At 71.5% G+C, this 26,075-nt stretch carries 31 protein-coding genes and 1 tRNA gene; 21 read left to right on the top strand and 11 right to left on the bottom strand.

All coding sequences use genetic code 11. The features are described from left to right. The first annotated feature begins 408 nt into the window (after window positions 1-408). Window positions 409-1,203 carry an NUDIX domain-containing protein gene (locus ACZ6KF_RS29570; RefSeq protein WP_469241175.1) on the top strand — a complete coding sequence of 265 codons (795 nt, stop codon included), beginning with the start codon at window positions 409-411 and terminating at the stop codon, window positions 1,201-1,203. On the opposite strand, the gene ACZ6KF_RS29565 is transcribed toward ACZ6KF_RS29570, so the two are convergent. After that, entirely contained in the window at window positions 1,187-2,230 is a 1,044-nt protein-coding gene (locus ACZ6KF_RS29565; RefSeq protein ID WP_469241178.1) for an XRE family transcriptional regulator, read from the bottom strand. The two genes, ACZ6KF_RS29570 and ACZ6KF_RS29565, sit on opposite strands and share 17 nt — an antisense overlap. Window positions 2,231-2,654: 424 nt before the next feature. On the opposite strand from ACZ6KF_RS29565, the gene ACZ6KF_RS29560 reads away from it, so the two are divergent. The 11 genes from ACZ6KF_RS29560 to ACZ6KF_RS29510 all read left to right on the top strand — a co-directional run bounded on the left by ACZ6KF_RS29560 (window position 2,655) and on the right by ACZ6KF_RS29510 (window position 9,087). Continuing rightward, on the top strand, window positions 2,655-3,002 hold the full coding sequence (locus tag ACZ6KF_RS29560; RefSeq protein WP_391860514.1) for an SCO3933 family regulatory protein: 348 nt from the start codon (window positions 2,655-2,657) through the stop codon (window positions 3,000-3,002). A gap of 2 nt (window positions 3,003-3,004) precedes the next feature. After that, window positions 3,005-4,366 (top strand): FtsK/SpoIIIE domain-containing protein, encoded by a 1,362-nt coding sequence (locus tag ACZ6KF_RS29555; RefSeq protein ID WP_469241173.1) that lies wholly within the window; start codon window positions 3,005-3,007, stop codon window positions 4,364-4,366. Window positions 4,367-4,450: 84 nt separating this feature from the next. Then, on the top strand, window positions 4,451-5,137 hold the full coding sequence (locus ACZ6KF_RS29550; RefSeq protein WP_469241176.1) for a DUF2637 domain-containing protein: 687 nt from the start codon (window positions 4,451-4,453) through the stop codon (window positions 5,135-5,137). Between the two features lie 20 nt (window positions 5,138-5,157). After that, entirely contained in the window at window positions 5,158-5,352 is a 195-nt protein-coding gene (locus ACZ6KF_RS29545) for a hypothetical protein (protein ID WP_469241171.1), read from the top strand. Window position 5,353: 1 nt separating this feature from the next. Beyond that, window positions 5,354-5,545, top strand: coding sequence for a mobile element transfer protein (locus ACZ6KF_RS29540; RefSeq protein ID WP_469241169.1), 192 nt, complete (start codon window positions 5,354-5,356; stop codon window positions 5,543-5,545). Between the two features lie 14 nt (window positions 5,546-5,559). Continuing rightward, entirely contained in the window at window positions 5,560-5,715 is a 156-nt protein-coding gene (locus tag ACZ6KF_RS29535; protein WP_011030192.1) for a hypothetical protein, read from the top strand. A 35-nt stretch (window positions 5,716-5,750) separates the two neighbouring features. Further along, entirely contained in the window at window positions 5,751-6,074 is a 324-nt protein-coding gene (locus ACZ6KF_RS29530) for a SpdD-like protein (RefSeq protein ID WP_469241167.1), read from the top strand. Between the two features lie 92 nt (window positions 6,075-6,166). Then, on the top strand, window positions 6,167-6,358 hold the full coding sequence (locus tag ACZ6KF_RS29525) for a hypothetical protein (protein WP_469241166.1): 192 nt from the start codon (window positions 6,167-6,169) through the stop codon (window positions 6,356-6,358). Continuing rightward, complete coding sequence (repSA, locus tag ACZ6KF_RS29520) at window positions 6,351-7,733, top strand: replication initiator protein RepSA (RefSeq protein ID WP_469241164.1); 1,383 nt, start codon at window positions 6,351-6,353, stop codon at window positions 7,731-7,733. Before ACZ6KF_RS29525 ends, repSA begins: the two co-directional genes overlap by 8 nt. Continuing rightward, on the top strand, window positions 7,730-7,918 hold the full coding sequence (locus tag ACZ6KF_RS29515) for a helix-turn-helix domain-containing protein (RefSeq protein WP_469241162.1): 189 nt from the start codon (window positions 7,730-7,732) through the stop codon (window positions 7,916-7,918). The genes repSA and ACZ6KF_RS29515 overlap by 4 nt, the downstream gene beginning before the upstream one ends. Beyond that, window positions 7,918-9,087 carry a site-specific integrase gene (locus ACZ6KF_RS29510; protein WP_469241160.1) on the top strand — a complete coding sequence of 390 codons (1,170 nt, stop codon included), beginning with the start codon at window positions 7,918-7,920 and terminating at the stop codon, window positions 9,085-9,087. Before ACZ6KF_RS29515 ends, ACZ6KF_RS29510 begins: the two co-directional genes overlap by 1 nt. A 96-nt stretch (window positions 9,088-9,183) precedes the next feature. Here ACZ6KF_RS29510 and ACZ6KF_RS29505 read toward each other — a convergent pair. The 3 genes from ACZ6KF_RS29505 to ACZ6KF_RS29495 all read right to left on the bottom strand — a co-directional run bounded on the left by ACZ6KF_RS29505 (window position 9,184) and on the right by ACZ6KF_RS29495 (window position 11,015). Then, window positions 9,184-9,257 (bottom strand) — tRNA-Pro (locus ACZ6KF_RS29505). A 34-nt stretch (window positions 9,258-9,291) separates the two neighbouring features. Beyond that, window positions 9,292-10,026 (bottom strand): Pr6Pr family membrane protein, encoded by a 735-nt coding sequence (locus ACZ6KF_RS29500; protein WP_469241158.1) that lies wholly within the window; start codon window positions 10,024-10,026, stop codon window positions 9,292-9,294. 56 nt (window positions 10,027-10,082) lie between these two features. Then, the gene (locus tag ACZ6KF_RS29495; protein WP_469159508.1) at window positions 10,083-11,015 is read right to left on the bottom strand and encodes a metallophosphoesterase; all 933 of its coding nucleotides are present in this window, start codon (window positions 11,013-11,015) and stop codon (window positions 10,083-10,085) included. Window positions 11,016-11,126: 111 nt separating this feature from the next. Here ACZ6KF_RS29495 and ACZ6KF_RS29490 point away from each other — a divergent pair, with 111 nt between their 5' ends. Continuing rightward, window positions 11,127-11,591, top strand: a complete 465-nt coding sequence (locus ACZ6KF_RS29490; RefSeq protein WP_356630626.1) for a GatB/YqeY domain-containing protein — start codon at window positions 11,127-11,129, stop codon at window positions 11,589-11,591. A 189-nt stretch (window positions 11,592-11,780) separates the two neighbouring features. Here ACZ6KF_RS29490 and ACZ6KF_RS29485 read toward each other — a convergent pair whose 3' ends face one another. After that, the gene (locus ACZ6KF_RS29485) at window positions 11,781-14,072 is read right to left on the bottom strand and encodes a transglycosylase domain-containing protein (protein WP_356630628.1); all 2,292 of its coding nucleotides are present in this window, start codon (window positions 14,070-14,072) and stop codon (window positions 11,781-11,783) included. A gap of 574 nt (window positions 14,073-14,646) precedes the next feature. Between ACZ6KF_RS29485 and wblA the strand changes: the two genes are divergently transcribed. After that, a complete protein-coding gene (gene wblA, locus ACZ6KF_RS29480; RefSeq protein ID WP_356630630.1) occupies window positions 14,647-14,985 on the top strand; it encodes a transcriptional regulator WblA in 339 nt (112 codons plus the stop codon). 116 nt (window positions 14,986-15,101) lie between these two features. On the opposite strand, the gene bagB is transcribed toward wblA, so the two are convergent. Then, complete coding sequence (gene bagB / locus ACZ6KF_RS29475; RefSeq protein WP_469241156.1) at window positions 15,102-16,541, bottom strand: ATPase BagB; 1,440 nt, start codon at window positions 16,539-16,541, stop codon at window positions 15,102-15,104. Further along, window positions 16,538-17,515 carry an ATPase BagA gene (gene bagA, locus ACZ6KF_RS29470; RefSeq protein ID WP_469241154.1) on the bottom strand — a complete coding sequence of 326 codons (978 nt, stop codon included), beginning with the start codon at window positions 17,513-17,515 and terminating at the stop codon, window positions 16,538-16,540. The genes bagB and bagA overlap by 4 nt, the downstream gene beginning before the upstream one ends. A 99-nt stretch (window positions 17,516-17,614) precedes the next feature. Here bagA and ACZ6KF_RS29465 point away from each other — a divergent pair, with 99 nt between their 5' ends. The 4 genes from ACZ6KF_RS29465 to ACZ6KF_RS29450 all read left to right on the top strand — a co-directional run bounded on the left by ACZ6KF_RS29465 (window position 17,615) and on the right by ACZ6KF_RS29450 (window position 20,201). After that, the gene (locus ACZ6KF_RS29465; RefSeq protein WP_003975360.1) at window positions 17,615-17,776 is read left to right on the top strand and encodes a DUF4177 domain-containing protein; all 162 of its coding nucleotides are present in this window, start codon (window positions 17,615-17,617) and stop codon (window positions 17,774-17,776) included. Further along, window positions 17,773-18,240, top strand: coding sequence for a RidA family protein (locus tag ACZ6KF_RS29460; RefSeq protein ID WP_356630636.1), 468 nt, complete (start codon window positions 17,773-17,775; stop codon window positions 18,238-18,240). The genes ACZ6KF_RS29465 and ACZ6KF_RS29460 overlap by 4 nt, the downstream gene beginning before the upstream one ends. Before the next feature lie 165 nt (window positions 18,241-18,405). Continuing rightward, window positions 18,406-19,374: an NUDIX hydrolase gene (locus ACZ6KF_RS29455; protein WP_469159511.1), complete on the top strand. Its 969-nt coding sequence runs from the start codon at window positions 18,406-18,408 to the stop codon at window positions 19,372-19,374. Further along, window positions 19,371-20,201, top strand: a complete 831-nt coding sequence (locus ACZ6KF_RS29450) for an MBL fold metallo-hydrolase (RefSeq protein ID WP_356630640.1) — start codon at window positions 19,371-19,373, stop codon at window positions 20,199-20,201. The genes ACZ6KF_RS29455 and ACZ6KF_RS29450 overlap by 4 nt, the downstream gene beginning before the upstream one ends. A 38-nt stretch (window positions 20,202-20,239) precedes the next feature. On the opposite strand, the gene ACZ6KF_RS29445 is transcribed toward ACZ6KF_RS29450, so the two are convergent. Next, on the bottom strand, window positions 20,240-20,914 hold the full coding sequence (locus tag ACZ6KF_RS29445; RefSeq protein WP_031115987.1) for a Crp/Fnr family transcriptional regulator: 675 nt from the start codon (window positions 20,912-20,914) through the stop codon (window positions 20,240-20,242). 336 nt (window positions 20,915-21,250) lie between these two features. Here ACZ6KF_RS29445 and nth point away from each other — a divergent pair, with 336 nt between their 5' ends. The 3 genes from nth to ACZ6KF_RS29430 all read left to right on the top strand — a co-directional run bounded on the left by nth (window position 21,251) and on the right by ACZ6KF_RS29430 (window position 24,242). After that, window positions 21,251-22,234 (top strand): endonuclease III, encoded by a 984-nt coding sequence (gene nth, locus ACZ6KF_RS29440; protein ID WP_469241153.1) that lies wholly within the window; start codon window positions 21,251-21,253, stop codon window positions 22,232-22,234. A gap of 52 nt (window positions 22,235-22,286) precedes the next feature. Continuing rightward, on the top strand, window positions 22,287-22,979 hold the full coding sequence (locus tag ACZ6KF_RS29435; protein WP_356630644.1) for an NUDIX hydrolase: 693 nt from the start codon (window positions 22,287-22,289) through the stop codon (window positions 22,977-22,979). Between the two features lie 63 nt (window positions 22,980-23,042). Next, the gene (locus ACZ6KF_RS29430; RefSeq protein ID WP_356630646.1) at window positions 23,043-24,242 is read left to right on the top strand and encodes a MarP family serine protease; all 1,200 of its coding nucleotides are present in this window, start codon (window positions 23,043-23,045) and stop codon (window positions 24,240-24,242) included. A 33-nt stretch (window positions 24,243-24,275) separates the two neighbouring features. Here ACZ6KF_RS29430 and ACZ6KF_RS29425 read toward each other — a convergent pair whose 3' ends face one another. From ACZ6KF_RS29425 to ACZ6KF_RS29415, 3 genes are all read right to left on the bottom strand, one after another. Next, the gene (locus ACZ6KF_RS29425) at window positions 24,276-24,461 is read right to left on the bottom strand and encodes a hypothetical protein (protein WP_469241151.1); all 186 of its coding nucleotides are present in this window, start codon (window positions 24,459-24,461) and stop codon (window positions 24,276-24,278) included. A 127-nt stretch (window positions 24,462-24,588) separates the two neighbouring features. Further along, complete coding sequence (locus ACZ6KF_RS29420) at window positions 24,589-25,539, bottom strand: alpha/beta fold hydrolase (RefSeq protein WP_469159514.1); 951 nt, start codon at window positions 25,537-25,539, stop codon at window positions 24,589-24,591. Then, window positions 25,536-26,042: a phage holin family protein gene (locus ACZ6KF_RS29415; protein ID WP_469159515.1), complete on the bottom strand. Its 507-nt coding sequence runs from the start codon at window positions 26,040-26,042 to the stop codon at window positions 25,536-25,538. The genes ACZ6KF_RS29420 and ACZ6KF_RS29415 overlap by 4 nt, the downstream gene beginning before the upstream one ends. Between the last annotated feature and the right edge of the window lie 33 nt (window positions 26,043-26,075).

Genomic DNA, 26,075 nt, shown 5'->3' with positions numbered 1-26,075 from the left:
GCCCTTCTCTTCATGCCCCGACGTCAGCCAACTCACCCGATCCAGCATCCCGTTCGAACCAGACCAAGCACACGAACGGATAGAGAACGGCCAGTAAAGCCGTGGAGCCGACCGCCCCAGCCACGACTTGTTCTAACCTCATGCTGCCGGCCCACCCTAACCAGGGCGCGCGTCGGCGCAGCGCGGGCGGAGCGGGCCGAAGGCAGGAGCGGCGCCCGCAGCGGAGCCGGGAGCGCGCCCGGCGGAGCGGAGCGCAGCCGGGGCTTGATCAAGTAGGGAAAGTTGTACCGCGCTCCTACAGATCGTTCTGGTAGTCGATGCGCACTGAGAATGCCTACTGGGTAGGCACACGGCGGCTACGCTGGTGTAGCTACACACACTCGACGACGGTAGGAGCGTGCTCGCCGGATGGGACCCAAGTCGGAGCGGGTCTACCGCACGATTCGTGAGTGGATCGCTGCGGGCAAGTACGCCCCAGGTTCCAAGCTCCCATCCGAGCGGACTCTGTCGGAAGAGCTGGAGATCGGTCGTACGGCCCTGCGTCAGGTGCTGGCCAAGCTCGTCACTGAAGGCGTCGTTGAGGTCCACGGTCGGAGTTCCTACCGAGTGCCGGATCGGTCCGTGTCCACCAAGGCGCCGGCCGATGTCGAGCCCTGGCAGATTCACGGTGAGCGGACGCTGTATGACAACCGCTGGGTGAAGCTGAGCCTCGTCGACGTCGAGCCGCCCGGCGTCGACCGCTTCGAACACCACGTCGTGAAGCTGCACCACGTGGCCATCGCCGCGGTCATCGACGACCAGGACCGCGTGCTCATGATGTGGCGGTACCGCTTCGTTCCCGAGTCTTTCGGCTGGGAGCTCCCCGGCGGCATCGTCGACCAGGGCGAGGAACCTCTACAGGCTGCCCTGCGTGAGGTCGAGGAAGAGACCGGCTGGCGGCCGAGCGCGCTGGAGCACATCGTCACGTATCAGCCCATGGTCGGCATGGTCGACTCGCCGCACGAAATCTTCGTCGGGCATGGCGCCAAACTGGTCGGGGAACCGACCGACCTGGAAGAGGCCGGGCACATCGCGTGGGTTCCGCTGTCCGACATTCCTGGGCTGATGGAGCGCGGTGAGCTGATGGGGTCGGGGACCCTCGTCGCCCTCCTTCACGTGCTCGCTTCGCGGAATGCCGGCGCTTCGCCTACAAGCGTTGCGTGAGCTGCTCGATGCGGCGTCGGTGACGTACTGATCCGGTTCGGCTTGCCACCAGTCGCGCCTGCCGCAGGTGCTTCTGCGCCTCGGCGTACTCGCCGCGTGCCAAATGGGCCTGCGCCAGGTCGCAGCGCAGTCCCGCCGATGCCCTGACGAACGTGGGGTCGGTCGTCTCCAGGGCGGTGTAGAGGCTGCCGACCGCTTCGGCGTCGCCGATCAGGGCCAGTGTGCTTCCGCGCCATCGGGTGAGGTGGCCTTCGTTGAGGAAGATGCTCAGCATGTCGGGATCACGGGCGTCCTCACCGGCGGGCAGGTGCTGTATCGCGTGCTCAAGGGCTCGTCGGCAGTCGTCCTGGAGCCCGGCTCGGGCGCAGATCTCCGCTTCGGCCGCGTACAGCCATGCCCGGAGCCGTGGGGACATGCCCTGTCCGCCAAGTCGCTGTGCCTCTCGGACCAGGTGGACCGCCGTCTCGGGGCGTCCCGCGTCGCAGAGGACGTATGCCTGCTCGGCGGTGGCGTGCGCGAGGTACATGGGCTCCTCGGCCTCCTGGGCGGCGCGCTTGCCCAGCTCGTAGTGGCGCCACGCCCGTTCCACGGCTCCGACGTCGAGGGCCTGCCAGGCCGCCAGGGTGGCCGCCCCGGCCAGGGCCAGGGCGACCGGGCGCCGGGTCTCCGGGAGTACCGCGAAGGTGAGGGCGTCTTCCAGGCGGGACAGGTGGGCGGTCATCTCGTCGACCAGGCTGGCGGCGCCCATCTGCCGGTCGATGGTCCGGAGTAGTTCGGTCTGGTCCATGAACGTCTTGACCATGGTCAGGCTGACGTTTCGGGCCTCGTCGATACGGCCGATCAGCTCGTCGTATCCGTCGGCCGGGGCGAGTGCCGGCGGTGACTGCGGGGTGCCGGTCAGTTCGTCGTCGGTGACGCCGAGCAGGACGCGGAGGATCTTGGCGTAGCGGCTGGAGATCGTTCGGCGGCCGTTCTCCCACTCCGATACGTACACTCGCAAACTCGCGGTGGAGGCGACGGTGAGCATGTGCTGACGCGCATGGTGTTCGATCTCCCGCACCAGACGTTCCTGTGACCATTCCCGCGCCGTCCGTGCTGCCTTGAGTCCACTCATCGTGTACTGCCGCTCCACGTTGGGGTGTTGGGTCGTAACAGCAGCATGCCTCACATCGTCGCAGGTCGAAAGGGGTTAACGGTGTTGCTGTTAACCCCTGTTGGCTACCGCCGTGTTGCTCGGCGCGCTTCTCTGGGAGTGTCGCAGGCAGGCGAGTTGAAGCGCCGGACCGGCGATCGCGCTTGACATCTGGTGCGCACCAGATGCAACCTTCTGGTGCGCACCAGAAGGAAGCGCGGAACACTCCGCGGCTTTGCTGCGGCATGCCATCAACGTTCGGGAGCGGCGACCCACCGCCAAGCAAGTACGCCGCTCCCGCCCTGGAAGGGTCTCCCTCATGCGTCAGATCCCCGTCGACACGTCCGCCGCCACCGTGATGGTCGCCAAGCCCGCTCAGCCCAAGGTCCGTGACCGCCGTACCGGTGAGATCGCCTTGGACGCGGACGGCGTGAAGCTGATGACCGTGGATGTGATGTTCGCGGCCAACGACGAGGTCGAGATTCTGTCCGTCACCGTCCCGGAGACCGGCATCTCCGGTGAGCTGGCCATGGGCACCCCGGTCGCGCTCACGGGTCTGATCGCCCGGCCGTGGGAGAACGAGTTCAACGGCCAGAAGCGGCACGGCATCGCCTTCCGCGCGGTCGCCGTGACCTCGCTGGCCGCTGCGGGCGCGAAGGCGGCCTGACCATGACCACCACCTGGTTCGTGGTCGCTGTGCTGGTGGTCGCTGCCGCCGCGGGTCTCCTGCGGTGGCGGCGCCCCGCCTGGTACTGGCTGTCCTTCGGCGTCGCCTTCGCCACCGTGCGGGTCCTGGTCCGGTACACGTCGGTGATGGACGCGTGCGGGCTGACCGTTCCGCCGGCCCGGTGGCGGCTGGCGCTGGCCCGGATGACCGGTCGGGAGGCTCCGGAGTTCCGGGCACCGCGTATCCTGCGGCTGCGTCCGACCCGCACCGGCCTGGTGCTGCGGCTCAAGCTCAGGCCGGGACAGGACGCCTTCGACGTGGCCGCCGCCACCGACCGGCTCCGCCACTCCTTCGGGCTGTACGGCGTCACCTCCCGCGAGATCCGTTCCGGGGTCGTCGAGGTACGCATGACCGGCTACGACGTGCTGAAGCGGGTGCAGATGCCCGCCAAGATCGACACCCGGCCGATGCGCATCCCGGTCGCCCTGCGCGAGGACGGCTCCGTCCACTACCGCGACTATCGCGCCGTCCCGCACGGGCTGACCCTCGGCGCCACGGAGTCGGGGAAGTCGGTCTACCAGCGCAACCTGGTCGCCGGCCTCGCCGCGCAGCACGTCGCCCTGGTCGGCATCGACTGCAAGCAAGGGGTGGAGCTGTTCCCGCTGGCTCGCCGGTTCTCCGCGCTGGCCGACGACCCCGATACCGCCTTGGACCTGCTGGAAGCTCTCGTGGGGCACATGGCGGACGTCTATCAGCTCATCCGCGCCGAGCAGCGCATCAGCGTCGCCGTGCCGGATGCGGAGATCGCCTCCGACATCTGGGACCTGCCCGAGCATCTGCGGCCGGTGCCGGTCGTGGTCCTGGTCGACGAGGTCGCCGAACTCGCCCTGTACGCCTCCAAGGAGGAGGAGAAGCGACGGGACCGGATCATCACCGCGCTGGTCCGTCTCGCCCAGCTCGGCCGCGCGGCCGGCATTTACCTGGAGATCTGCGGGCAGCGCTTCGGCTCCGAACTCGGCAAGGGCATCACCATGCTCCGCGCCCAGCTCACCGGGCGTACCGCCCACCGCGTCAACGACGAGACCTCGGCGAACATGGCCTTCGGTGACATCGCTCCTGATGCCGTCCTGGCCGCGATCCAGATCCCCGCCGAGACCCGTGGGCTGGCCATCGCCGGAGACTCCACCGGCGGCTGGCACCGCATCCGCGCACCGCACACCTCGCTGCGCGAAGCCGTCAACATCTGCAACAAGCACGCCCACCGCACCCCCGACGTGCCCGCCCTGGCGGCCTTCCGCCCCGCCGTCGCCGCGGTTCCCCCGGCCCGGGTCCGGCTGACCAAGTCGGCCCCCGCCACGGCCTGACCCTCACCCCTCCCTCGGTCGGCGCGACCGCCTTCGCGCCGGGTCCCTACCCCTCCCATGCCTGACGACAGAAAGGGAACCGTGATGGCCCGCCCCGCTCTCCGCGTCGACGCCGTCCTGGTCCAGGCCGTCATCGCCGGGGCGCTGTCCTTCGCCCACCTCCACGACCTCGCCGCCGCTGCCGGACAGGACGGCTGGAAAGCCTGGGCCTACCCGATCAGCGTCGACCTGCTCCTGGTCGCCGCCTGGCGCCGACTGCGCACCGACGGACCGACCCGGCTGGCCTGGTGCTGGTTCGTGATCGCCCTGGTCGCGTCCCTCGGCGCCAACGTCGCCACCGCCGGCCTCCTCGACCTGAACGATGTCCCGGCCTGGCTGCGCATCCTCGTCGCCGCCTGGCCCGCGCTCGCCTTCATGGGCGGCACGCTCCTCGCCCACACCGCCGCGCGCTCCGAGCCGGAAGCGCCGGCCGACACCGACATCGACCCCACACCCGAACCCCCGGCCGTCGAGATCGACCGGGAGCACGCCCCCGAGCCCGGGGCCGACACCGAGGAGCCCGCCGCGCTTCCCGCACCCGAGCCTGAGCCCGCGCCGGCTCCGCCTGCGGTGGCCGCTCCTCCGGTCCCGGCCGCGCTGGTCGACCACGCCCGCAAGGTCGCCGACGACCACGAGCAGCGGACCGGCACCCCGATCGACCCCGACACCCTCCGCGCCCGCCTCGGCGTCCCGGCCCAGCTCGCCGACGCCATCGCCGCCCGGCTCGCCTGACCGGAAGGAAGGCACCACCCATGACCACCGACCCCTACGGCCTGACCGCCGCCGACTACCTCGACGGTGCCCGCGACATGGTCGCCGCCGGCCGCTCCTACCTCGCCCACCTGCTCGCCGAGGAAGCCGCCCGGCTCACGCCCCGCCCGGCCACCGTCGCCGGAATCCGCGCCACCTTCCCCGACCCGACGACCAGTCGAACGGAGACCGACTGATATGCCCGCCCGCGACCACTTCCACTCCGTGATGCGGATCGGCCCCGTGCAGATCGGCACCCACCGCGACCGGCACGGCCGCACCGTGCACGCCGCCGTGTGCACCAACGACCGCTGCGGCTGGTCCGCCGACTACACCGCGCGCTCCGCCGCCCAGCTCGCCGCCCGCACCCACCGCTGCCGCGTCAACTGACCGGAGGTACCGCCATGGACGTCCCGCTCTGGTTCGCCCTGCTCTGCGTCGGAGTCCTCGGCGTCAAGCTCATCCGCCCGCCCTGGTGGCTCATCGCCGTACTCCTCCTCGGCGGCTACCTCCTCGCCGACAGCCTCCTGGCCCCCGTCATCGACACCGCCGTCAAGTAACCCGCCCGCCCGCCCGCTCGAAAGGAGAACCGTTCATGTTCCGGCCCCAGCTCCCGACCATGCCCCAGCCGACCGGCCTGGTCACCCCGCCCACCGCCGCCGTCGTCGAACCGACCACCGTCACGCCCGGCACCCCGGTCCCGCCGCCGGCCTCCGCCGCCCCGGTCTCGTCCCGGCCGGTCGTGCAGCTCACCCCCGGCACCGCGCTCGCCCTCGTCGGTGGCGGCACCGCCGTGGTCCTGGTCGTCGGCGCCGTCCTGGTCTCCATGCTCCTGGCGGTCGCCGTCACCGGCGCCTCGGTCGCCGTCTGCGCCGTCGTCCTGCGCTCCCTGCTCAACGCCGACGCCAAGCGTCGCTGACCGGCCCCCGGGCGGCTCCGATACCGCCAAGCATCCGCCGCCCGGGCGCCGTCCCCACCCGATCCCCGAAGGAACCGGAAGGAAGCTCCAGCATGCCGCAGCCCACCCGCCCGGCACCTCACACCTGCCTGAACCGCGACGGCTTCGCCTCCGTCGCCATCACGACCGGCGGACATACCCCGCACGGCCACCCGCGCACCATCACCGCCGACTGCCCGGCCTGCCACGGCACCGGCACCCGCACCGCCCCCGCCCGCCGCAACCCGGAGGGCGCTCGTGTCTGACCTGCTCGACCCGATCACCCTCGGCGACCTGCTGAGGGTGGCTTCGGCCCCCGACTACCACCGATGGGAAGACCAGATCCGCCGCACCGGCGGCTGCGCCGACCCCATCCACCTCACCGGCTGGACCACCCACAAGGACAAGACCACCGGCGCCACCCTGCACCACTACTCGACCGCCACCGAGCCGGGCGGACGCCTCCGCCTCGCCTGCGGCAACCGCCGTGCCTCCCGCTGCCCGGCCTGCGCCCAGACCTACGCGGGCGACACCTACCACCTCATCCGCGCCGGCCTCGCCGGAGACGACCGCCGCGACATCCCCGCCACCGTCCGCGACCACCCCCGCGTCTTCGCCACCCTCACCGCCCCCTCCTTCGGCCCGGTCCACAACCGCCCCGACTCCGGCACCTGCCGCTGCGGCACCGCCCACACGCCGGACGCCCCCGAACTGGGCACCGCCCTCGACCCGACCACGTACGACTACGCCGGCGCCGTCCTCTTCAACAACCACGCCGGACAGCTCTGGCAGCGCTTCACCAACCGCCTCCGCCGCGAGATCGCCGCCCGCGCCGGCCTCACCCAACGCGAACTCAAAGAGGCCGCCCGCCTCTCCTACGGCAAGGTCGCCGAGTTCCAGAAACGCGGCGCCATCCACTTCCACGCCATCATCCGCGTCGACGGCCCCGACGGCCCGGACTCCGCCCCGCCGTCCTGGGCCACCGTGCGGCTCCTCGACGACGCCATCCGGGCCGCCGCCGCGCACGGCTACACCTCGGTCTCCGTCCCGGCCGTCGACGACCAACCCGCCCGCACCTTCCGCTGGGGCCGGCAGCTCGACGTACGCCCCGTGAAGGCGTTCGGGGACGGCTCGGACCTGACAGAACAGGCCGTCGCCTCGTACGTCGCCAAGTACGCGACCAAAGCCGCCGAGAACACCGGCACCCTGGATCGCCGCATCGGCGAACTCGCCGAACTCGATCGCCACGGCGTCCCGGACCACACCCGCCGACTGATCACCGCCTGCCGCGACCTGGACGCGCTGTATCCGGACCGGCGGCTCTGGGCCTGGGCCCACATGCTCGGCTTCCGCGGCCACTTCTCCTCCAAGTCCCGCCGCTACTCGACGACCCTCGGCGCCCTGCGCCAGGCACGCGCCGACTTCCGCGCCGAGCAGGAACGCGCCGCTCTCGGCATCGACCTCGACGACCAGGCGCCGGACACCGTGCTCGTCCTGGCGGACTGGCAGTACGCCGGCCACGGCCACACCCCCGGCGAATCCGTCCTCGCCGCGACCATCGCGCGCGACCTGCAACTCAACCGCGAGACAGCCCGTGAAGCCCTACGCGATCAACTCGCCCAGGAAGGAGCCGCAGCATGACCACCGTCACCCCGGAACTGCTGACCGTGCCGGAAGTCATGGTGCGACTCAGGCTCGGCCGCTCCACGGTCTACGCCCTGATCCGTTCCGGGCGGCTCGTCTCCATCACCGTCGGCCGTTCTCGCCGCATCCCCGCCGATGCCCTGCGCGACTTCATCACCCGTGAGATCGAGGAAGCCGCCTGATGGCCAAGCGTCGTAGCCGCGGTGACGGCGGCCTGCACTGGGACGAGAAGAGACAGCGTTGGATCGCCACGGCGAACCTGGGCTTCGATCCGAGCGGCAAGCGGATCGTGAAGCGGGGGAGTGGCAAGACCAAGACGGAGGCGAAGAACAAGCTGAAGGAGGTGTTGCGGGACCATGAGGACGGTCTCGCCATCGCTCCCACCAACTACACGGTCAAGGACGCGGTGACGGACTGGCTCACCTACGGCCTGGCCGGCCTCGACCCCAGCACCGTGGAGACGACCACGCTCCTGAGCGAGAAGCACGTCATCCCGTCACTCGGCGCGCGCAAGCTCCGCGACCTCAGTGCGGAGGACGTAGACCGCTGGATGGCCACCAAGGCCAGGACGCTCAGCACCCGTACTCTCCAGGCGCTCCACTCCTGCCTGAACCGTGCGGTCAAGCGGGCCATGGCGCGGGACAAGGTGAAGCGCAACGTCGTCGAGCTGTGCTCCGTCCCCCAGGGGCAGGCGGGACGACCGTCCAAGGCGCTCACGTTCGCTCAGGCTGAGGCCGTGCTGAAGGGGGCTGAGGGGACCTCGATGTACGCGTACATCGTCGTCGCGCTGCTGACCGGTGCCCGTACTGAGGAGCTGCGGGCCCTCACCTGGGACCACGTCTTTCTCAAGGGGCGTCCGGAGTTCGATCCGCCGCAGCCTCCGCACATCGCCGTGTGGCGCTCGGTCCGGCGGAGTGGGGATACCAAGACGCGGAAGTCCCGGCGCACGCTCGCCCTGCCGGCGCGCTGTGTCGAAGCGCTCTGGCAGCAGTTCGAAGATCAGGGCTGGGACCGGCTCGCCGCCGGCGACAAGTGGGAGGAACACGGACTCGTCTTCTCCTCGGCCGTCGGCAAGCCGCTCGACGCCGCCAACGTCCGGCGTGCCTTCCGCCAGACGCTCAAGGACATTGACGGGATCGACGCCGACGAGTGGACGCCCCGGGAGCTCCGGCACAGCTTCGTGTCGCTGCTCTCCGACCGTGGCGTCCCGCTGGAGGAGATCTCCCGGCTCGTCGGCCACTCCGGTACGGCCGTGACCGAGGAGGTCTACCGGAAGCAGATCCGCCCTGTGATCCAGACCGGCGCCGTGGTCATGGATGGGATCTTCGGCGCTGATCCCCAGCGGCCGTAGACATGCGGGAACCAGTAGTCACGCAGATAGACACGCACAAAGACAGGTCGCCCGGGCTACTCACGTGAGTAGCCCGGGCGACCTGGTACTTCTCTGTCGGGGTGGCGGGATTTGAACCCACGACCTCTTCGTCCCGAACGAAGCGCGCTGCCAAGCTGCGCTACACCCCGATCGTCGGCCGCTGTCGCGGCGACGTCGTTTACTTTAGCCCACCGGTGGCTGGAGACGAAATCCGGTTTTGGCGCGGCGGCGCAGTGGGTTCGGGCGGGTGTGGTCCAGGGCGATGAGGAGCAGGGCCAGGGCGTAGCCGGCGAGGCCGAGGAGGAGGGCGTTGCTCAGGGCCGGCAGGTAGCCGTGGGCGGTGGGGTCGAGGTACGGGGGGACGTGGTCGGGGGACAGGTGGGCGGCGCAGGCCAGGGACAGGGCCAGGTAGGTCAGGGGGTAGAGGAGCCACGGGGCCGCGTGGCGGAGGCGGAGGCGGCCGGGCGTGGTCAGGAGGAGCCAGTCGAGGGCCGCGGCGATGGGGAGCGTCGTGTGAAGGAGCAGGGTCGCCGGCCCGGACCAGGGGGTGGGCGCCGGGAGGAGGTGGTGGACCGCCGCCGTGATCAGCGCGTACAGGAGGGCCGCGCCACTCACCGCCGCCGGGAGTGGCGGGCGGGCCGACCAGGATCGGTACGCCGACGCCGTGAAGGCCAGGGCCAGCAGGATGCCGCTCTGGACCGTGAAGTGGCTCAGGGCGTGGAGCGGGGGGGCGCCGGCGGTGAGGCTGAGGGTGACGCCCGTCGTGGCCGCCGCTGCCGTCAGGGCTCGGCATGCGGCGGCCACGGGGCGGCGTACCGGCGTCACCACCGCGCTCGCGGGGACCGTCGGGGGGCGCGGCGCGGGCATGCCCGGGATCGCGGGGAGGTCCGGGATGTCCCTGGGTATGGGGGACGTCATGCCCCCAACGGTAGGGAAACGGGGCACACCGGGCGACGCCTGGTACGCCGAGCGGGTCAGCGGCTCTCCGCACCCACCAGCGTCATCAGCGTCGCTTCCGGAGGGCAGGCGAACCGTACCGGCGTGTAGCGGTTCGTACCGCAGCCCGCCGACACGTGCAGGTACGCCGTACGGCCGTCCGCCGTGTGCGTCGACAGGCCCTTCACGCGGTCCGTGTCGAGGTCGCAGTTGGTGACCAGGGCGCCGTAGAAGGGAATGCACAGCTGGCCGCCGTGGGTGTGGCCGGCCAGGATCAGGGGGTAGCCGTCGGCCGTGAAGGCGTCCAGGCTGCGCAGGTACGGCGCGTGGACCACGCCCATCGAGAAGTCGGCCGTGACCGAGGGGCCGCCCGCCACCTCCGCGTACCGGTCCCGCTTGATGTGCGGGTCGTCCACGCCGGTCATCTCCACGGACACGCCGTCGATCTTCAGCGTGCCCCGTGTGTTGGTGAGGTTGAGCCAGCCCGCCGCGTCGAAACCGTCCCGCAGGTCCTCCCACGGGTTGTGGATGACGCCGACCGCGGGCGCGTTGCCGTTGAGGCCGTGCTTGCCCTGGGCCTTCTCGATCAGGTAGCGGGCGGGGTTGCGCAGCTTGGGGCCGTAGTAGTCGTTGGAGCCGAAGACGTACGCGCCCGGGAACTCCAGCAGCGGGCCCAGTGCGTCCAGTACCTCCGGGACGCCCTCCGGGTCGGAGAGGTTGTCGCCCGTGTTGATCACGAAGTCCGGGCGCAGGCCGGCCAGCGAGCGCAGCCAGCGCTGCTTCTTGCGCTGCCCGCTCACCATGTGGATGTCGGAGACGTGCAGGACGCGCAGGGGGGACATGCCGGGCGGCAGGACCGGGACGGTCACCCGTCGCAGCCGGAAGGAACGGGCCTCGAACCCGACCGAGTAGACGAGACCGGCGGTCGCGACCGCCGTGATGCCCAGGGGTACTCCGTATCGCGCGCGCATGCCTTCCATCGTGTCAGACCGGCATCGGGTGCGGGCACGGTGCGTCCCCTCCGGCGACCGCCCGTGAAATCAATGGGCGTCCAGTCCTCGGCACCTGCGACAATCGACCTCATGACCACGCTCAAGTCGAAGCTGCAGGAAGACCTCAACGCCGCGATCAAGGAGCGCGACGAGCTCCGCTCCTCGACGCTCCGGCTGACGCTCGCCGCCATCACCAAGGAGGAGGTCGCCGGCAAGGAGAAGCGCGAGCTCTCCGACGACGAGGTCCTCAAGGTGATCACCAAGGAGGCGAAGAAGCGGCGCGAGGCGGCCGAGGCCTTCGCGCAGGGTGGTCGCGCCGAGAGCGCCGAGCGGGAGAAGGCGGAGGGCGAGGTGCTCGCCGCGTACCTGCCCAAGCAGCTCAGCGACGAGGAGCTGAACGACATCGTCGCCCAGGCCGTCGCCGAGGCCAGGGCCGCTGGGGCGGAGGGGCCGCGGGCCATGGGGGCGGTCATGAAGATCGTCAACCCGAAGGTGGCCGGCCAGGCCGAGGGCGGCCGGGTCGCCGCCGTGGTGAAGAAGCTGCTCGCGGGCTGAGCCCGGAGGCCGAGTACCGGGGCCGGTGTGCGTGCTCGGTCCTGTGCGTCCCTGTACGTCCCTGTCCGGACAGGTCCGTGCAGGACCCGACAGCTCCGGACCTGTACGGACCTCTACGGCGATGGGGGCGCCCCCCTCCTTCGAGGAGGGGGGCGCCCCCATCGCCGTACCGCGTTCCTCACGCACCGCCTACGGCCAGTTGCCGCCGCCGTTCCCGTTGCCGTTCCCGCCGCCGTTGTCGCCGCCCTGGATCCAGCCCTCGGGGATGGTGAAGGTCGGCTCGGGGGTGTCGCCGCCGGTGGTGCCGCCGGCGAACAGGCCGCCGACGGCGCCGCCGTTCCCGCGGCCGTTGCCGTCGCCGTTCCGGTTGTCGTCGTTGCCGCCCTCGTCCTCCCGCTCCTTCGGCTTCTGCGGGTCGGGGATGTCCACGAGGGTGAAGTCGGGCGCGGGCTTGCCCTCCAGCGCGCCGGTCATCATGTCGCGCCAGATCGGGCCGGGCACCTGGCCGCCGAAGACCTTGTCGTGCCAGACGCCGCCGATGGTGATGTCGACCATCTTGCGCTCGTGCTTGGGGTCGCCGACCCAGACGGCGCCGGCCATGTTCGGCGTGTAGCCCACGAACCAGGCCGCGAACCGCTCGTCCGTCGTACCGGTCTTGCCCGCGCTCGGACGGCTGCCCAGGCCGGCCTGCGTGCCCGTGCCGTCCTCGACCACGCCCCGCAGCAGGGTGTTGATGGTGTCGGCGGTCGTCTCGGACATCGCGCGCGAGCACGTCGACTTCGGCACCGCCAGCGACTTCGACTTGTCACCGATCTTCTGGCTGATCGACTCGATGGCGACCGGGGTGCAGTACATGCCGCGCGAGGCGAAGGCCGCGTAGGCGTTGGCCATGGTCAGCGGGGACTGCTCCATGGTGCCGAGCGCGATCGACGGGTTCTGCTCGATCGGGGTGCCGCCGGCCCGCTTGTCGATGCCGACCTTGGCCGCCATCTCGGTCACCGGGCAGATGCCGATCTCGCTGATCAGCTCGACGTAGTAGGTGTTGACCGACTTGGCGGTCGCCTCCTTCATGGCGTACGGGCCGACCTCGGACTCGTTCTCGTTGGCGACCTTGCTGCGCTCCTGGTTCACCCAGGTCTTGCCGTCGCAGGCCGGGACCGGGCTCGGGTACTCCATCTCGTACGGCGAGGCGTAGGACTTCGTCGCCGGCATCCCGCCCTCGATGGCCGCCGCGGCCACGATCGGCTTGAACGTCGAACCGGGCTGGTAACCGGCGCCGCCGCCCAGCTTCTGGTCGACGGAGAGGTTGATCTGCGTCTCGTTCTTGCCGAAGCCGTACGGGCGGGACTGGCCCATCGCCAGGATCTTGCCGGTGCCGGGCTCGACGATCGTCGCGGCGGTGGCCACGTCGTCGTTCTGGTTGACGTGGTCCTTGACCGAGGCCTGCACCGATTCCTGCGCCTGCGGGTCGAGCGTGGTGCGGATGGTCAGGCCGCCCTGGTTCCAGATCTTGGCCCGGTCCTCCTTGGTCTTGCCGAAGACCGGGTCGCCGAGGAACACGGCGCGCACGTAGTCGCAGAAGAAGCCCGCGCCCTTGACCGCCGTGATGCAGCCGTTCTTCGGCTGGCTGACGTTCAGACCGAGCGGCTGTTCCTTGGCCTCGTCGGCCTGCGCGCGGGAGATGTGGCCCACCTCGGCCATGCGCTCCAGCACGGTGTTGCGCCGCTTGACCGCCTCGGCCTCGTCGTTCACCGGGTCGTAGCGGCTGGGCGACTGGACGATGCCGGCGAGGAGGGCCGACTCCTGGAGGTTGAGGTCCTTGGCCGGCTTGGAGAAGTAGCGCTGGGCGGCGGCCTCGACGCCGTACGCCTGCTGGCCGAAGAAGGTGATGTTCAGGTAGTTCTCGAGGATTTTCTTCTTGCCCAGCTCCTCCTCGACCTGGATCGCGTACTTCAGCTCGCGGATCTTGCGGCCGAGGGTCTGCTGGGTGGCCTGCGCGACCTTGGTCGGGTCGTCGCCGGCCTCCTCCACGAAGACGTTCTTCACGTACTGCTGGGTGAGCGTGGACGCGCCCTCGGCGACGCCGCCGCTCTGCGCGTTGCGGTTGAGGGCACGCAGGACGCCCTTCAGGTCGACCGCGCCGTGCTGGTAGAAGCGCGAATCCTCGATCGCGACGATCGCCTTCTGCATGTACGGCGAGATGTCCTTGAGCTCCACCACCGTGCGGTCGCGCGAGTAGACGGTGGCGATCTGGCCGCCGTCGGCGTCGAGGATGGTGGTGCGCTGGCTCAGCGGCGGAGTCTTGAGGTTGGCCGGGAGCTCGTCGAAGCTCTCGACCGAGCCCTTGGCCGCCAGGCCCAGCGCGCCGACGGCGGGCAGGGCGATGCCGGCCGCCACGGCTCCCGCGAGCACACTGACACCGAGGAACTTGGCGGCCTGCTGGGTTGGCGACAGACCACCGCCCGAGCGCTTCTTTGGCATGAGTGCAGCCTAATCCGAAGTCATGAGCGAACCGAAGGAGCGGTCGGCGCTCGGGATGTTCGAGTGCCGAATTGCCTGGATTGTGACGTCTGGGGGAGTGGGGTGTTTGTCGAGTGGCTGGTCGTCCGGCGACCGGGGCGGGCGGAGGGTGGAGGGAACGGGGAAGAGGGAGGTCGCGCGTCTCGGCGGCGGGGCGAGTGGCGGGGTGTGCGGACCTTTCCATTCGCCGGACACACGGGCAGGCCTTGGCCTAAGCTGCTCTCAACTGTCACAGCAGCAGGACCATGTATTCCATACGTCCGGCGACCCCGAATCGTTCCGGACCCCCCGGCTTTTTTCCGGCATCCGCTCTGGCGCAACTGAATCGCCCCGGTATGCCGGGATCGTCGCGCATGTCGCGGGCTCACTCCCCCGGGTGATCTGCCGCTTACCCATAGTCCGTTCGGACCATTCAAGATTGGGCCCGCTGGGGGTGTTGCGCTGTGCCCACCTTCCGTAACGTCCTCAACTGGCGGCGGTGAATATGCCGCTGCCGCCGTGGGGGAGCCTCGATTCGGGAGAGGACGGCGCCGGTATGGGCTGGGTAACCGACTGGAGTGCGCAGGCGGCCTGCCGCACTACCGATCCGGATGAACTGTTCGTTCAGGGAGCAGCGCAGAACAGGGCCAAGGCGGTGTGCACCGGATGCCCGGTGCGGACCGAGTGCCTGGCCGACGCGCTGGACAACCGCGTCGAGTTCGGCGTGTGGGGAGGCATGACGGAGCGCGAACGCCGCGCGCTGCTGCGCAGACGGCCCACCGTCACGTCCTGGCGCCGGCTCCTGGAGACGGCGCGGACGGAGTACGAGCGCGGGGCCGGGCTCGTACCGCTCGACAACGACGAGGTGTACGAGAACTACGCGGCGGTCGGCTGATCCCTCGCCCGGCGCGGAATCCCCTCGGACTTCCGTCGCTCCGGCGCAGGTCCGCTCCGTCGGACTTCCGTCTCCGCCCGGTCGGACCTCCGTTTCGGGCAGCTCCTGCCGGTTGGTCAGACCTCCGTCTGCGGCAGCTCCTGACGGTTGGCCGCGAGCCGGTGCCCGATGTCCCGCAGACCCGCGAGGTCGTGGACGTCGCCGGGGAGCGCGGCCACCTCGGTCACCGCCACCTCGGGGTGGCGGGCGGTGAAACGGTCACGCGTGCGCTGCTCCCGCGCGAGCAGGTGCATGCGGTCGGCGTGCAGCCTCAGCAGGCGTGCGGTGAGCCGGTCGACGGACCGCTCCGCGTCGTCGGCACCGTCCGCGGAGTCGCTCGGGGCGGCATCCGCGAGGTCGCCTGGAGCGGCGTCCGTGGCCAGGTCCGTGACGGCCGGGTCCGTGGCGGCGGGGGACTCGCCGGAGGGCCGGGCCGGGGAAGCCGGGGACGTCGCGCCGGACTCGTCGGGGGATTCTGAACTGCCGTCCAGGGCAGGGGAGTTGCCAAGTACTGCTTTCCCGCCCCGCTGATCCACAATGCGAGGCTCCTCAAGATTTTCCGCGGCGGTGAGCGCCCGCTCGGCCGACAGCCGGTCGGCGCCGCTGCCGTGGACCCGGTTGAGCACCAGCCCGGCCAGCGGCATGTCCTCCGCGGCCAGCCTCTCCACGAAGTACGCGGCCTCGCGCAGCGCGTCCCGCTCCGGGGCCGCCACCACCAGGAACGCCGTCCCGGGCGCCTGGAGCAGCTTGTACGTGGCGTCCGCGCGCGTGCGGAACCCCCCGAACATCGAGTCCATCGCCGCCACGAACGTCTGGACGTCCTTCAGCAGCTGACCCCCCAGCAGCTTGCCCAGGACGCCCGTCATCATCGACATGCCGACGTTGAGGAACTTCATCCCCGCCCGGCCGCCCACCTTCGCAGGGGCCAGCAGGACGCGGATCAGCTTGCCGTCGAGGAAGGAGCCGAGCCGCTTCGGCGCGTCCAGGAAATCCAGCGCCGAGCGGGACGGCGGGGTGTCCACGACGATCAGGTCCCACTCGTCCCGGGCCCGCAGCTGGCCCAGCTTCTCCATCGCCATGTACTCCTGCGTGCCCGCGAAGCCCGCCGAGAGCGACTGGTAGAAGGGGTTGGCCAGGATCGCGGCGGCCCGCTCGGGGTCCGCGTGCGCCTCGACGATCTCGTCGAAGGTGCGCTTCATGTCCAGCATCATGGCGTGCAGTTCGCCGTCGCCCTCGATGCCCTTGACCCGGCGCGGGGTGTTGTCGAGGGAGTCGATGCCCATGGACTGGGCGAGCCGGCGCGCCGGGTCGATGGTGAGCACGACGACCTTCCGGCCGCGCTCGGCGGCGCGCAGGCCGAGCGCCGCGGCCGTGGTGGTCTTGCCGACGCCGCCCGCGCCGCAGCACACCACGATGCGGGTTCCGGGGTCGTCCAGCAGCGGATCGACGTCCAGCACGCGCGCGGGCCCCAGACGGGGACGGGCGGGGTCGGACTGCTGGGCCGGGTCCGGGCTCATGACATCCCCTGCTTCCGCAGCTCGGTGGCCAGTTCGTACAGGCCCGCCAGGTCCACGCCCTCGGCGAGCAGCGGCAGTTCGTGCAGCGGCAGGCCCAGCTCACCGAGGACGGAGCGCTGTTCGTGCTCCAGGCGGTAGCGCGCGGCGTACTCCTCGGCCTGCGCGAGCAGCGGGTCCACCAGCCGCTCGGCGTGCTGCCCGCGGCGGGCGCCGCCCAGCCCCGCGGCCGACAGGGACCGGGCCACGTCCCCGCGCCCGACGGACCGCACCAGCTCCAGGTCGGCGGGGTCGAGGACCTCCGGCCGCACCATGTTCACCACGACGCGGCCCACCGGGAGCCGGGCGGAGCGCAGCTCGGCGATGCCGTCCGCGGTCTCCTGGACGGGCATCTCCTCCAGCAGCGTCACCAGGTGCACGGCGGTCTCCGGGGACTTGAGCACCCGCATCACGGCCTGCGCCTGATTGTGTATCGGCCCTATCTTCGCCAGTCCGGCGACCTCGTCGTTGACGTTGAGGAAGCGGGTGACGCGGCCGGTGGGCGGGGCGTCCATGACGACGAAGTCGTACACGTACCGGCCGGCCTTGTCCTTGCGGCGGACCGCCTCGCACGCCTTGCCGGTCAGCAGGACGTCGCGGACGCCCGGCGCGATGGTGGTGGCGAAGTCTATGGCGCCGAGTTTCCTGAGGGCGCGGCCCGCGCTGCCGAGCTTGTAGAACATCTGGAGGTAGTCCAGAAGGGCCAGTTCGGCGTCGATGGCGAGGGCGTACACCTCCCCGCCGCCCGGAGCGACCGCGATCTTCCGCTCCTCGTAGGGCAACGCCTCTGTTTCGAAGAGCTGTGCGATGCCTTGCCGGCCCTCGACCTCGACGAGGAGCGTCCGCTTCCCCTCCGTGGCGAGGGCCAGCGCGAGGGCGGCGGCGACCGTCGTCTTACCGGTCCCGCCCTTGCCGCTGACGACCTGGAGCCTGCTCACGTATTCGAGCGTAACCAGTCGGCGCCCGAACCAACCGGGAGGCTGTGGACAACTCGGTGCCGGGCGGGGCCGCGCGGGCGGGGCCGATACAGTCGGGCCATGACCAAGTGGGAATACGCAACCGTTCCGCTGCTCGTCCACGCCACGAAGCAGATTCTGGACACCTGGGGCGAGGACGGCTGGGAGCTCGTCCAGGTGGTGCCCGGGCCGAACAACCCCGAGCAGCTCGTGGCCTACCTGAAGCGGGAGAAGCAGGCGTGAGCGCGGTCGAGGCGAGGCTCGCCGAGCTGGGCCTCGCACTGCCGGAGGTCGTGCCGCCGCTGGCCGCCTACCAGCCCGCCGTGCGGTCGGGGCCGTACGTCCACACCGCCGGCCAGCTGCCGATGGTGGACGGCAGGCTCCCGGTCACCGGCAAGGTCGGCGCCGAGGTCACCCCGGAGGAGGCCAAGGACCTCGCCCGCATCTGCGCCCTGAACGCCCTGGCGGCCGTCAAGTCCGTCGCCGGCGACCTGGACCGCATCGCGCGCGTCGTGAAGGTCGTCGGCTATGTCGCCTCCGCCTCCGATTTCACCGGCCAGCCCGCCGTGCTGAACGGCGCCAGCGAGCTGCTCGGCGAGGTCCTCGGCGACAAGGGCGTGCACGCGCGCAGCGCCGTGGGCGTGGCGGTGCTGCCGCTGGACGCCCCGGTCGAGGTCGACATCCAGGTCGAGCTGACCGACGCCTGAAGGCCGTAGCAGGCTCCCGTGCGGGCGTACGGGGGTTCTCCCGCGTGGGGCGGTCGTACGAGGCTCCTGTACCGGGGTGCGGGGGCCCGCGGGGCCTTCGTACGCGACCCCGCGCGGATGATCGCCTCTCTCGAACATCCGCGCACTACGGGATAGCCTCCGCCCATGGCGAACGGTCAGTGGTACCCCCCGGAGTGGCCGGACCGCATCCGCGCGCTGGCGGACGGCTCCCTGACGCCGGTGACACCCAGGCGCGCGGCCACGGTCATGCTGCTGAAGGACACCGGCGACGGCCCCGTCGTCCACATGCTGCGCCGGCGCGCCTCCATGGCCTTCGCGGCGGGCGCGTACGCGTACCCGGGCGGCGGAGTCGACCCCCGTGACGACGAACGCCACGTCGGCTGGGCGGGCCCCGCGCGCGCGTGGTGGGCGCGGCGGCTCGGCGTCGGCGAGGCGGAGGCGCAGGCGATCGTCTGCGCGGCCGTACGGGAGACGTACGAGGAGGCGGGCGTCCTGCTGGCCGGGCCCGCTCCCGACGCGGTGGTCGGCGACACCACCGGGCCCGACTGGGAGGCCGACCGTGCCGCCCTGGTCGCCCGTGAGCTGTCGTTCGCCGAGTTCCTCGACCGCCGTGGCCTCGTCCTGCGCTCCGACCTGCTGGGGGCCTGGACCCGCTGGATCACCCCCGAGTTCGAGTCGCGGCGCTACGACACGTGGTTCTTCGTCGCCGCGCTCCCCTCCGGCCAGCGCACCCGCAACGCCTCCACGGAGGCCGACCGGACCGTGTGGATCCGGCCCGCCGAGGCCGCGGCGTCGTACGACGCGGGCGAGCTGCTGATGATGCCGCCGACCATCGCCACGCTGCGCCAGCTGACGCCGTACGGCGCGGCCGCCGAGGCCCTCGCCGCCGCACCCGGGAGGGACATGACGCCCGTCCTGGCCACCGCGCGGCTGGTGGGCGACGAGGTCGTGCTCTCCTGGCCGGGCCACGACGAGTTCACCCGGCACGTCCCGGCCCATCCGCGCCCGCAGGGCGACCTGGCCGGCCCGAGCCCGGAAAGCGGCCCTTCCGACCGCGGCCCGCAACCCGTCCCGACCCGCCCCGCCGACGTCCTGGAAGGTCCCTCCGCATGACGGACGCAGCAGCCCTCCCCGGTCAGCCGCGCGGCGGTGCCCTCTCCGGTCCCGCCACCCCGCGCGCGGTCAACGTCCTCGCACCCAACGCGTCGGCGATGACCCTGGACGGCACCAACACCTGGATCCTGTCGGAGCCCGGCTCCGCGCAGGCCGTCGTCGTGGACCCGGGCCCGCTGGACGAGGGCCACCTCGCCCGCGTGGTCGACGTCGCCGAGCGGGCCGGCAAGCGCGTCGCCCTCACTCTGCTCACCCACGGCCACCCCGACCACGCGGAGGGCGCCGCCCGCTTCGCCGAGCTGACCGGCACCAAGGTGCGCGCCCTGGACCCGGCGCTGCGGCTGGGCGACGAAGGGCTCGCCGCCGGGGACGTGATCACCGTGGGCGGACTGGAGCTGAGGGTCGTGCCCACGCCGGGGCACACCTCGGACTCCCTGTGCTTCCATCTGCCGGCCGACCGTGCCGTCCTGACCGGCGACACCGTCCTGGGGCGCGGCACGACGGTCGTGGCGCACCCCGACGGCCGCCTCGGGGACTATCTGGACTCCCTGCGCCGGCTGAGGTCCCTCACGGTGGACGACGGCGTCCACACGGTCCTGCCCGGTCACGGGCCGGTCCTGGAGGACGCCCAGGGGGCCGTCGAGTTCTACCTCGCCCATCGCGCCCACCGCCTCGCACAGGTCGAGACGGCGGTCGAGGACGGCTACCGCACCCCGCACCAGATCGTCGCCCATGTCTACGCGGACGTGGACCGCTCCCTGTGGCCGGCGGCGGAACTGTCCGTCCGGGCGCAGCTGGACTACCTGGAGGAGCACGGGCTCATCTAGAGCCTTCGCCCCCCGCCCGCGCGCCGGCGCCGGGCGCGTTACCGCGACCGCTTCGCCAGCCGCTCCACGTCCAGCAGGATCACCGCGCGGGCCTCCAGGCGGAGCCAGCCGCGCTGGGCGAAGTCCGCCAGGGCCTTGTTGACCGTCTCGCGGGACGCGCCGACCAGCTGGGCCAGCTCCTCCTGCGTGAGGTCGTGGACGACGTGGATGCCCTCCTCGGACTGCACGCCGAACCGGCGGGACAGGTCCAGCAGGGCGCGGGCCACACGCCCGGGGACGTCCGAGAAGACGAGGTCGGACATCGCGTCGTTGGTCTTGCGCAGCCGGCGGGCGACCGCGCGGAGCAGGGCGGAGGCCACCTCGGGGCGGGCGTTCAGCCAGGGCTGGAGGTCGCCGTGGCCGAGGCCGAGCAGCTTGACCTCGGTGAGGGCGGTGGCGGTCGCCGTGCGCGGGCCCGGGTCGAACAGCGACAGCTCGCCGATCAGCTCGCCGGGGCCGACGACGGCCAGCATGTTCTCGCGGCCGTCGGGCGACGTCCGGTGCAGCTTGACCTTGCCCTCCGTGACCACGTAGAGGCGGTCGCCCGGGTCGCCCTCGTGGAACAGGGAGTCACCCCGCGCGAGGGTCACCTCACTCATGGAGGCGCGCAGCTCCGCGGCCTGCTCGTCGTCGAGCGCCGCGAAGAGCGGATTGCGCCGCAGAACGTCGTCCACGAGTTATCTCCTTGTCGACCTGCTCACAGGGGTCCTGCTCCCCCGTCTGCCAGGGGACCGTGGTGCCCATTTTGCCGGACGGTCCACACAGTGTGATCTGTCACAAGGATGCCGCACCGGTGTGCCGGGGTACGCGGCAGGGGGCCAATTGGGGGCCGGTCCCCGAGGGCCGGGGCGGATGTCGGTGGCGGGCCGTAGGCTGGCCGGGTGTCCAAATCGCCGGTGAGAGCACAGGCCGAGGGAGCTGCGCGGGTGGCCGTACGTCGTGATTCCGCTGTGGGCGAACAGGGTCCGAGTGGCGGTAAGGAACCGACAAAGACATCAAAGACGGCAAAGGTGACGTCGGGGAAGAAGTCGGCGCCCCGTAAGAAGGCGGCCGAGGCAGCGGCGTCGGCGAATGCCGCGCAGGCTCGGGGCTCGGCCGCCGAGGGCGCTGCGGTGGCGAAGGCCCGCCCCGCCAAGAAGGTCGCCGTCGCTCCCAGGAAGGCGACCGCCGCCCTCGTGGGCGCCCCGCCCGCGAAGACCGTCGCGCCGAAGCCGCCCCGCGATGAGTCGCGCACCGCGCTGGTGCGCCGCGCCCGCCGGATCAACCGCGAGCTCGCCGAGGTGTACCCCTACGCGCACCCGGAGCTGGACTTCGAGAACCCCTTCCAGCTCGTCGTGGCCACGGTGCTGTCGGCGCAGACCACCGACCTGCGCGTCAACCAGACGACCCCGGCCCTGTTCGCCAGGTACCCCACCCCCGAGGACCTGGCCGCCGCCAACCCCGAGGAGGTCGAGGAGATCCTCCGTCCGACCGGCTTCTTCCGGGCCAAGACCAAGTCGGTGATAGGGCTCTCCAAGGCCCTGGTCGAACAGTTCGGCGGCGAGGTCCCCGGCCGCCTGGAGGACCTCGTCACGCTCCCCGGCGTCGGCCGCAAGACCGCGTTCGTGGTGCTCGGCAACGCCTTCGGCCGCCCCGGCATCACCGTCGACACCCACTTCCAGCGGCTCGTTCGGCGCTGGAAGTGGACCGACGAGACGGACCCCGACAAGATCGAGGCCGCCGTCGGCACGCTGTTCCCCAAGAACGACTGGACCGACCTGTCGCACCACGTCATCTGGCACGGCCGCCGCATCTGCCACGCCCGCAAGCCCGCCTGCGGCGCCTGCCCCATCGCCCCGCTCTGCCCGGCCTACGGCGAGGGCGAGACGGACCCGGAGAAGGCGAAGAAGCTGCTGAAGTACGAGAAGGGCGGCTTCCCGGGCCAGCGGCTCAACCCGCCGCGGGAGTATCTGGAGGCGGGCGGCCGGCCGGCCCCGCCCCTGGGGGCCGGATGACGGAACGATCGGGCGGTGGCCGGTCGTTGGCAGTGAGAGAGCGGGGGTGGCGATGACACGAGCGAGCGAGACGCGGGGCCCGGTGACGCTGAGCAAGGAAGGGCTGCCGGACTGGCTCGACCCGGTGGTGCGGGCCGCGGAGACGGTCGAGCCGCTCCAGCTGAGCCGTTTCCTGCCGCCGGACGACGGCGCGGGCCGGCAGTCCGCCGTCCTCATCCTGTTCGGCGAGGGCGCCCGCGGCCCCGAGCTGCTGCTGATGGAGCGGGCCGGATCGCTGCGCTCGCACGCCGGGCAGCCCGCCTTCCCCGGCGGCGCCCTCGACCCCGAGGACGGCGACCCGCTGGGCGACGGACCGCTGCGGGCCGCCCTGCGCGAGGCCGAGGAGGAGACCGGCCTGGACCCGGCGGGCGTGCAGCTGTTCGGGGTGCTGCCCAGGCTGTACATCCCGGTCAGCCAGTTCGTGGTGACGCCGGTGCTGGGCTGGTGGCGGGAGCCGAGCCCGGTCGGCGTGGTCGACCCGGCCGAGACGGCCCGGGTCTTCACCGTCGCCGTGGCGGATCTCACGGATCCCGCCAACCGCGCCATGGCCGTGCACCCCCTGGGCCACCGCGGTCCGGCATTTCTGGTCGAATCGGCCCTCGTCTGGGGCTTCACCGCCGGGGTCATCGACCGGCTGCTGCACTACGCAGGCTGGGAGAGACCCTGGGACCGCGACAAGCTGGTCCCACTCGACCGGCGGTCATGACAGGGTGACCTTCGTGGTGTGTGTCCCGGGGGACGCCGGAGTGACGAGGCGAGGCTTGAAGCGGTGAACGTGCTGGACATCCTGTTGCTGGTCGCCGCCGTGTGGTTCGCGATCGTCGGTTACCGCCAGGGCTTCGTCGTCGGCATCCTGTCGGTGATCGGATTCCTGGGCGGCGGTCTCGTCGCCGTCTACGCGCTGCCCGTCGTCTGGGACCTGCTCACCGACAACTCCGAGGTGAGCACGACCGCCGCCGTCGTCGCGGTCGTCGTCGTCATCGTCTGCGCCTCGGTCGGCCAGGCGCTCACCACCCACCTCGGCAACAAGCTGCGCCGGCACATCACCTGGTCCCCGGCGCGCGCCCTGGACGCCACCGGCGGCGCCCTGGTCAACGTGGCCGCCATGCTGCTCGTGGCCTGGCTGATCGGCTCCGCCCTGGCCGGCACCACCCTGCCGACGCTCGGCAAGGAGGTGCGCAGCTCCAAGGTGCTGCTGGGCGTCTCGCGGGCGCTGCCCGCGCAGGCCGACACCTGGTTCGCCGACTTCTCCGCGGTCCTCGCGCAGAACGGCTTCCCGCAGGTCTTCAGCCCGTTCTCCAACGAGCCCATCACCGACGTACGGCCGCCCGACCCGGCGCTCGCCGGCAGTCGGGTCGCCGCGCGCGCCCAGCGGTCCATCGTCAAGGTGATGGGCACCGCGCAGAGTTGCGGCAAGGTCCTGGAGGGCACCGGCTTCGTCTTCGCCGAGCGCCGCGTCATGACCAACGCGCACGTCGTCGGCGGCGTCGACGAACCCACCGTGCAGATCGGCGGCGAGGGCCGGCGCTACGACGCGACGGTCGTGCTCTACGACTGGGAGCGCGACATCGCCGTGCTCGACGTGCCCGACCTGTCCGCGCCCGCGCTGCGGTTCACCACCGACGACGCGGCCAGCGGGGACAGCGCGATCGTCGCCGGCTTCCCGGAGAACGGCGCGTACGACGTGCGCTCGGCGCGCGTACGCGGGCGCATCACCGCCAACGGCCCGGACATCTACCACCGCGGCACCGTCCGCCGCGACGTCTACTCCCTGTACGCGGTCGTGCGCCAGGGCAACTCCGGCGGCCCACTGCTCACGCCCGAGGGCGAGGTCTACGGCGTGGTCTTCGCCAAGTCGCTGGACGACGCCGAGACGGGGTACGCCCTCACGGTGGACGAGATCCAGGAGGACATCGCCGCGGGCCGTACGGCCAATCAGCAGGTGGACAGCGACAGCTGCGCCCTGTGACGACGCCCGGCCGCCCCGCGGCGGACCGCCGGTTCAGCCGCGCGGATGGCGCAGGCGTACGGAGACCCAGCGCGCGCGGCGGCGCAGGATGCGCGGAATGCCCACCCGGGGGTCCGTGCCCACCAGTTGGGGCGAACCTCCCTGCCGGTGAGAGCTCGGGCCCGTGGCCGAGCTACGGTTGCGTGCTGCTGCGTCACTGAAGTCGTGCGTCCAGCCCATACCTCGACGTCTGCCCCCGCCCGAAGGTCCATAACCGCCTGGGGGGCGCTCATTTGGCCTATGCGCCGGGCAAGTGGGCGTTCGTACGACAGGCGTACCGGTCCGTATACCGGGCGTCATGGCCGGATCACCGGTCGGGTTCGGGATCTTTCAGCCAGTTGACGAGTTCGGTGGAGAACGCCACCGGGTCCTCCTCGTGGGGGAAATGGCCGAGACCGTCGAACAGCCGCCAGCGGTAGGGGGCTTCGACGTACTCGCCGGAACCGGCGGCGCTGCGGGTGCGGATCACCGGATCGAGGGAGCCGTGCAGGTGCAGCGTGGGCACGCGCACGGGGCGCTTCATGCGCCGGTTGAACTGGATGCCGTCCGGTCGGGCCATCGACCGCACCAGCCAGCGGTAGGGCTCGACCGAGCAGTGCGCCGTCGACGGGATGCACATCGCCCGCCGGTACGCCGCCACCGCGTCGTCCTCCGGCAGCCGCGGCCCCGACCACTCCCGGATCAGCCGGCCCACCAGCGCGCCGTCGTCCGCGACCAGTTGCCGCTCCGGGATCCAGGGCCGCTGGAAGCCCCAGACGTAGGAGCTCGCGGCCGTCTGCCGGACGTCGGAGAGCATCGCCGAACGCCAGCGCCGGGGATGCGGCATCGACGTGACCGCCAGCCGCCGCACCAGCTTGGGGCGCATCACGGCCGCCGTCCACGCCAGATATCCGCCCAGGTCGTGCCCGACCAGCGCGGCGTCCGGCTCGCCCAGGGAGCGGACCACGCCGGTGATGTCCAGGGCGAGGTTGGCGGGGTCGTAGCCGCGCGGGGTGCGGTCGCTGCCGCCGACGCCCCGCAGGTCCATGGCGACGGCCCGGAACCCGGCGTCGGCGAGCGCCTCCATCTGGTGCCGCCAGGCCCACCAGAACTGCGGGAAGCCGTGCACCAGCATCACCAGCGGCCCGTCGCCCACCTCCGCGATGTGGAAACGCGCGCCGTTGGCGGCGACGTCCCGGTGCGTGACCTCCTGCCCGCCGGGCAGGTCGAGCCGTACGGCCGAGGCGGGCTGCGCCGAAGGAGTGCCGGGTTCCGTCATGAGGACGAGCGTGCCACAGCTTCGACGGCCTTCGGGGAGCGGTCCGCGGGAGAGCCGGTCAGCTCGGGCCGCTCGGGTCGCGGATGCGGCTTGGCGTTCTGCAGGACGCCCGCCGTCTCCTTCACCGACGCGGCCACCTTCTGCGGGCCCTTGCCCTTCTTCGCCTTCTTCGCGAACACCACGCCGATCAGCGCGAGGAATCCGGCGATCAGCACGTTCGCCGCGAAGGACAGCAGGAAGCAGACCGCCAGGTTCCAGTCGCTCCAGGTGTGGATGCCGTACGCGAGGGCGAAGTTGAGCATGGGCAGTGAGAACAGCAGCAGCACGCCGGCCGCCATGAAGGCCCCGCCGCTGGTCGCACCGCGCTTGACGTCCTGCCTGAGCTGGGCCTTGGCCAGCGCGATCTCGTCGTGCACCAGCGCCGACATCTCGGTGGTAGCCGTGGCGAACAGCTGGCCGATGCTGCGTTCGGCGCCGACCGGGCTGCCGTCGGGTGCGCTCATCGCGGTTCTCCCTCTTCTGCGGACCGTCCCGTC

It is taken from the genome of Streptomyces sp. NPDC046379 (genome assembly GCF_055587785.1).
The sequence above is the reverse complement of the archived record's forward strand: the minus strand, read 5'-3'. Positions and strand labels throughout refer to the sequence as shown.